The organism is Pseudomonas sp. NPDC089530, from assembly GCF_050280705.1.
Lineage (GTDB): Bacteria > Pseudomonadota > Gammaproteobacteria > Pseudomonadales > Pseudomonadaceae > Aquipseudomonas.
This window is the reverse complement of the sequence record NZ_JBNNVU010000161.1, coordinates 1-6,347: the sequence shown is the minus strand read 5'-3', so window position 1 is coordinate 6,347 and position 6,347 is coordinate 1. Positions and strand designations below refer to the sequence as shown.

6 protein-coding genes, 1 tRNA gene and 1 pseudogene are annotated in these 6,347 nt (G+C 54.7%); all 8 read right to left on the bottom strand.

Going from position 1 to position 6,347, the window contains the following annotated elements:
* Positions 1-259: 259 nt before the first annotated feature.
* A complete protein-coding gene (gene rplA / locus ACQKQA_RS29445; protein WP_044465335.1) occupies positions 260-955 on the bottom strand; it encodes a 50S ribosomal protein L1 in 696 nt (231 codons plus the stop codon).
* The gene (rplK, locus tag ACQKQA_RS29440) at positions 955-1,386 is read right to left on the bottom strand and encodes a 50S ribosomal protein L11 (RefSeq protein ID WP_003176435.1); all 432 of its coding nucleotides are present in this window, start codon (positions 1,384-1,386) and stop codon (positions 955-957) included. Before rplK ends, rplA begins: the two co-directional genes overlap by 1 nt.
* Positions 1,387-1,504: 118 nt before the next feature.
* Entirely contained in the window at positions 1,505-2,038 is a 534-nt protein-coding gene (gene nusG, locus ACQKQA_RS29435) for a transcription termination/antitermination protein NusG (protein WP_002555501.1), read from the bottom strand.
* A gap of 9 nt (positions 2,039-2,047) precedes the next feature.
* Positions 2,048-2,416 (bottom strand): preprotein translocase subunit SecE, encoded by a 369-nt coding sequence (gene secE / locus ACQKQA_RS29430; protein ID WP_427564690.1) that lies wholly within the window; start codon positions 2,414-2,416, stop codon positions 2,048-2,050.
* Between the two features lie 45 nt (positions 2,417-2,461).
* Positions 2,462-2,537 (bottom strand) — tRNA-Trp (locus ACQKQA_RS29425).
* Positions 2,538-2,591: 54 nt separating this feature from the next.
* Positions 2,592-3,785, bottom strand: a complete 1,194-nt coding sequence (gene tuf, locus ACQKQA_RS29420; RefSeq protein WP_427564689.1) for an elongation factor Tu — start codon at positions 3,783-3,785, stop codon at positions 2,592-2,594.
* Between the two features lie 30 nt (positions 3,786-3,815).
* Positions 3,816-5,963: an elongation factor G gene (gene fusA, locus ACQKQA_RS29415; RefSeq protein ID WP_427564688.1), complete on the bottom strand. Its 2,148-nt coding sequence runs from the start codon at positions 5,961-5,963 to the stop codon at positions 3,816-3,818.
* Positions 5,964-5,993: 30 nt separating this feature from the next.
* Positions 5,994-6,347: pseudogene (rpsG, locus tag ACQKQA_RS29410) on the bottom strand (30S ribosomal protein S7); the annotation flags it as partial.

Here is a 6,347-nt window from a genome sequence, read left to right as displayed (position 1 = left end):
GGCCTGTGGGCTGAGGTGGAAAGCGGCGGAGGAGGGCAAAACTCGGGGCACAAGCGGGAAACGCATAAAAACTTCCATGTAAGGCTGTCGGGCGGTCGAAACCGAATGTCGTTTTGGTGTCTGATTCGGTAAGGAACCGGGAGCACCATCTGCGTAGGCTTGTGGTTTAAGACTTGCGTCGCCTACGGTCTTGGATAGCCCCCGCCAGGCAGGGACCCCAATTTTTCAATTGACGCACTTTCATGCGCCAATCTGTGTCTTATACGTCCAGCGAGCTTTGGTCGATGACCAGACCTGGGCCCATGGTGGTGCTCAGGGTAACGCGCTTGACGTAGATACCTTTCGAGGAAGCCGGCTTGATACGCTTCAGGTCAGCGATCAGGGCTTCAACGTTTTCCTTCAGCTTGACAGCGTCGAAACCGACCTTGCCAACGGAGGTGTGGATGATGCCGTTTTTGTCGGTGCGATAACGAACCTGACCAGCCTTGGCGTTTTTAACAGCAGCGGCCACGTCTGGAGTTACGGTACCAACCTTAGGGTTAGGCATCAGGCCACGTGGACCCAGAACCTGACCCAGCTGACCTACAACGCGCATTGCATCAGGAGAAGCAATAACTACGTCATAGTTCAGGTCGCCGCCTTTCATTTCGGCAGCCAGGTCGTCCATACCTACGCGATCAGCGCCGGCAGCCAGGGCAGCTTCAGCAGCTGGGCCCTGGGTGAACACAGCTACACGTACAGTCTTGCCAGTGCCGTGTGGCAGCACGGTAGCGCTGCGAACAACCTGGTCGGATTTACGTGGGTCAACGCCCAGGTTTACAGCGACGTCAACGGACTCGCTGAACTTGACGGTCGACAGCTCGGTCAGGAGAGCAGCTGCGTCTACGAAGCTATAGGCCTTGCCCGCTTCAATCTTGCCGGCGATAGCCTTTTGGCGCTTGGTCAGCTTAGCCATTACACACCCTCCACGTTAAGGCCCATGCTACGAGCAGAACCGGCGATAGTACGCACGGCTGCATCCATATCAGCTGCAGTCAGATCCGCGTTTTTGGTTTTCGCGATCTCTTCCAGCTGAGCACGGGTAACGGTGCCAACCTTAACGGTGTTCGGACGTGCGGAACCGCTGGTCAGACCAGCAGCTTTCTTCAGCAGAACCGAAGCAGGGGTGCTCTTAGTTTCGAAAGTGAAGCTGCGGTCACTGTAAACAGTGATGATCACAGGAGTCGGCAGACCCGGTTCAAGACCCTGAGTACGGGCGTTGAAGGCTTTGCAGAACTCCATGATGTTCACGCCGTGCTGACCCAGAGCTGGACCGACGGGTGGGCTTGGGTTGGCCTGTGCGGCCTTCACTTGCAGCTTGATGTAAGCAGTAATCTTCTTAGCCATGAGGCACTCCAATTACGGGTTCAAACGCCTAGAAAGGCTCCCCGGTTACTTGCGCGTTTATCCCAGTGACGACAAAACCCCACAGCCTTGGGCTGCGGGGTATGGGATTCTCGTTCAGCTATGCCTTTTCGACCTGACTGAACTCTAGCTCTACCGGAGTAGAGCGACCGAAAATGAGCACAGCCACTTGAATCCGGCTCTTTTCGTAGTTAACTTCTTCGACAGTGCCGTTAAAGTCAGCGAACGGACCATCAGTAACACGAACAACCTCGCCCGGCTCGAACAGAGTCTTGGGCTTCGGCTTGTCGCTACCATCAGCAACACGACGCAGAATCGCTTCTGCCTCTTTATCCGTGATTGGCGCAGGCTTGTCGGCAGTACCACCGATGAAACCCATCACCCGAGGAGTATCCTTGACCAAGTGCCAAGTCCCCTCATTCATATCCATCTGAACCAGCACGTAGCCTGGGAAGAACTTACGCTCACTTTTGCGCTTCTGGCCATTACGCATTTCAACCACTTCTTCAGTGGGAACCAGAATTTCGCCAAAGCCATCTTCCATGCCAGCCAGCTTTACACGCTCGATCAACGAACGCATGACATGCTTCTCATAACCCGAGTAAGCATGCACAACGTACCAACGCTTAGCCACGGGACACCCTTAGCCAACAATCAAGGAAACAAGCCAGCCGAGCAGGGAATCAAGCCCCCACAACAGCAACGCCATAACCAGAACAACAGCCACTACAATCAACGTAGTCTGCGTGGTTTCTTGGCGAGTCGGCCATACGACTTTACGAATCTCGGTGCGAGCTTCCTTAACCAGTACAAAGAAAGACTTACCCTTGACAGTTTTCAGCCCAACAAAGGCAGCCAAAGCAGCAATAGCAAGCAAAACAAGTACGCGGTACAGGATCGGCGAAGCGGAGTAGTAGTGATTACCGACAACGCCAACAACCACCAAAGCAACCACTACAAGCCACTTGAGCAGATCGAAGCGAGAGCCTTGAGCTTCAGCTTTAGGAGTCATCTATGAAGATCCTGTGAAAAGAAAGCCAGACACATCGAGTGAATCTGGCAGGTCAGGAGGGAATCGAACCCCCAACCTACGGTTTTGGAGACCGTCGCTCTGCCAATTGAGCTACTGACCTAAAAACAAAATCAGGCCGACCATTATGTCGGCCCGATGGAGAGATATCAAGAACTTATTCGATGACTTTGGCTACGACGCCAGCGCCGACGGTACGACCGCCTTCACGGATGGCGAAACGCAGACCATCTTCCATCGCGATGGTTTTGATCAGAGTGACAGTCATCTGGATGTTGTCACCTGGCATTACCATTTCAACGCCTTCTGGCAGCTCGCAGTTACCAGTCACGTCAGTAGTACGGAAGTAGAACTGTGGACGGTAGCCTTTGAAGAACGGAGTATGACGACCGCCTTCTTCCTTGCTCAGAACGTAAACTTCTGCGGTGAACTTGGTGTGCGGCTTAACCGAACCTGGCTTGACCAGAACCTGACCACGCTCAACGTCGTCACGCTTGGTGCCACGCAGCAGAACACCGCAGTTCTCGCCAGCACGACCTTCGTCAAGCAGCTTACGGAACATTTCAACGCCAGTGCAGGTAGTTTTCTGAGTGTCGCGCAGACCGACGATCTCAACTTCTTCCTGGATACGGACGATGCCACGCTCAACACGACCAGTCACAACAGTACCGCGACCGGAGATCGAGAATACGTCTTCGATTGGCATCAGGAACGGCTTGTCGATAGCACGCTCTGGCTCTGGGATGTAGGTATCCAGAGTTTCTACCAGCTTCTTGACGGCAGTGGTGCCCATCTCGTTGTCGTCTTTGCCTTCCAGCGCCATACGAGCCGAACCGATGATGATTGGAGTGTCATCGCCCGGGAAGTCGTAGGTGGACAGCAGGTCACGAACTTCCATCTCGACCAGTTCCAGCAGCTCAGCGTCGTCTACCAGGTCAGCCTTGTTCAGGAAAACCACGATGTACGGAACGCCCACCTGACGGGACAGCAGGATGTGCTCACGGGTTTGCGGCATCGGACCATCAGCGGCCGAGCAAACCAGGATCGCGCCGTCCATCTGGGCAGCACCGGTGATCATGTTTTTGACGTAGTCGGCGTGACCCGGGCAGTCAACGTGCGCGTAGTGACGAGTGTTCGAATCGTACTCTACGTGCGCAGTGTTGATGGTGATACCACGAGCTTTCTCTTCCGGAGCGCTGTCGATCTTGTCGAAGTCAACAACTGCAGAACCGAAAACTTCGGAGCAAACACGAGTCAGAGCAGCGGTCAGAGTGGTTTTACCGTGGTCAACGTGACCGATGGTGCCAACGTTGACGTGCGGTTTGTTACGTTCAAATTTTTCTTTAGCCACGACAGTGAACCTCTTGCCTAAAGGGCTGGATTAGCCTTGTTTTTTAACGAGCGCTTCGACGATATTCGACGGAGCTTCGGCGTATTTGGAGAATTCCATGGAGTAGCTCGCGCGACCCTGAGACATGGAACGGACGTCGGTTGCATAACCGAACATCTCACCCAGTGGCACTTCGGCACGGATAACCTTGCCGGACACCGAGTCATCCATACCCTGAATCAGACCACGACGACGGTTCAGGTCACCCATCACGTCACCCATGTAGTCCTCTGGGGTTACTACTTCAACCTTCATGATCGGCTCAAGCACAACACCACCACCCTTCTGGGCCAGCTGCTTGGTCGCCATGGAGGCCGCCACCTTGAACGCCATCTCGTTGGAGTCGACGTCGTGGTAGGAACCATCAAACACGGTAGCCTTCAGGCCGATCAGCGGATAACCGGCAACAACGCCGTTCTTCATCTGCTCTTCGATACCCTTCTGGATAGCCGGGATGTATTCCTTAGGAATCACACCACCAACAACTTCGTTGGAGAAGACCAGGCCTTCGGTGATATTGCCGTTCGCATCGACGTCTGGCTCCGAGAAACGGATCCAGCAGTGACCGAACTGACCGCGACCGCCGGACTGACGAACGAACTTGCCTTCGATCTCAACGTTGCTCTTGCTGATCTTCTCGCGGTACGAAACCTGCGGCTTGCCGATGTTGGCCTCGACGTTGAACTCGCGCTTCATGCGGTCAACGAGGATATCCAGGTGCAGCTCACCCATACCGGAGATAATGGTTTGACCAGTCTCTTCGTCGGTCTTGACGCGGAACGACGGGTCTTCCTGAGCCAGCTTGCCCAGTGCGATACCCATCTTTTCCTGGTCCTGCTTGGTTTTCGGCTCAACCGCTACCGAAATTACAGGCTCAGGGAAGTCCATACGCTCGAGAATGATCTGCTTTTCGAGATCGCACAGAGTGTCACCAGTAGTGACGTCCTTCATGCCGATCAGAGCAGCGATATCACCCGCACGCACTTCTTTGATCTCTTCGCGCTGGTTCGCGTGCATTTGCACCATACGACCAACACGCTCCTTCTTGCCCTTGACCGAGTTGATCACGGAGTCGCCGGAGGTCAGGAAACCCGAGTAAACGCGAACGAAGGTCAGAGTACCAACGAATGGGTCGGTGGCAATCTTGAACGCCAGAGCAGAGAATGGCTCGGCATCGTCTGCGTGACGCTCGTCGTAATCCGCCTCTACCAGCTCGTCCTTCGGCTTCTCGATGAGATCCGGATGGATACCTTTGATCGCAGGGATCTCGGTAGGAGCAGGCAGGAAGTCGATAACGGCATCGAGAACCAGCGGAACACCTTTGTTCTTGAAAGAAGAACCGCAGACAGCCGGAACGATCTCGCTGGCCAGAGTGCGCGCACGCAGACCCGCCTTGATCTCTTCAGCAGTCAGCTCACCTTCTTCAAGGTACTTGTTCATCAGCTCTTCGCTAGCTTCGGCAGCGGCTTCAACCATGTTGGCGCGCCACTCGTTAGCCAGGTCCAGCATATCGGCAGGAATTTCTTCCTCGCGATAGGTAGTACCCTTGTCGTCATCGTTCCAGTAGATAGCCTTCATCTTGATCAGGTCGACCTGACCTTCGAAGTTATCTTCAGCGCCGATAGCCAGCTGAACCGGAACCGGGGTGTGACCCAGACGGTTCTTGATCTGACCGACAACACGCAGGAAGTTAGCACCAGCACGGTCCATCTTGTTCACGTAAACAACACGTGGAACGCCGTACTTGTTGGCCTGACGCCACACGGTTTCGGACTGAGGCTCAACACCGGAAGTACCGCAGAACACAACGACCGCGCCGTCGAGCACGCGCAGCGAGCGCTCTACTTCAATGGTGAAGTCTACGTGACCAGGGGTATCGATAACGTTTACGCGATAGTTATCGTATTGACCGCGCGAACCTTTCCAGAAGGTAGTAACAGCAGCAGAAGTAATGGTGATACCACGCTCCTGCTCCTGCACCATCCAGTCGGTGGTAGCAGCGCCGTCATGCACCTCACCCATCTTGTGGCTGAGACCTGTGTAAAACAGGATCCGCTCGGTAGTGGTAGTCTTGCCCGCGTCAACGTGAGCACAGATACCGATGTTACGGTAGCGGTTGATTGCTGTAGTACGAGCCATAAAGCCCTCGCAAAATGTATGATGCCGATATTAGAAGCGGTAGTGCGAGAAAGCCTTGTTGGCTTCAGCCATACGGTGTACGTCTTCACGCTTCTTAACTGCAGCACCTTTGCCTTCGGCAGCGTCCAGCAGTTCGCCAGCCAAGCGCAGAGCCATAGACTTCTCGCCGCGCTTACGGGCGAAGTCTACCAACCAGCGCATTGCCAGAGCGTTACGACGGGACGGACGAACTTCGACCGGAACCTGGTAAGTAGCACCGCCAACACGGCGCGACTTCACTTCGACCAGCGGAGCGATGGCGTCGAGAGCTTTCTCGAAGATATCCAGGGGATCGCTGTTCTTGCGCTCTATAACTTATTCCAGCGCGCCATAAACGATACGTAC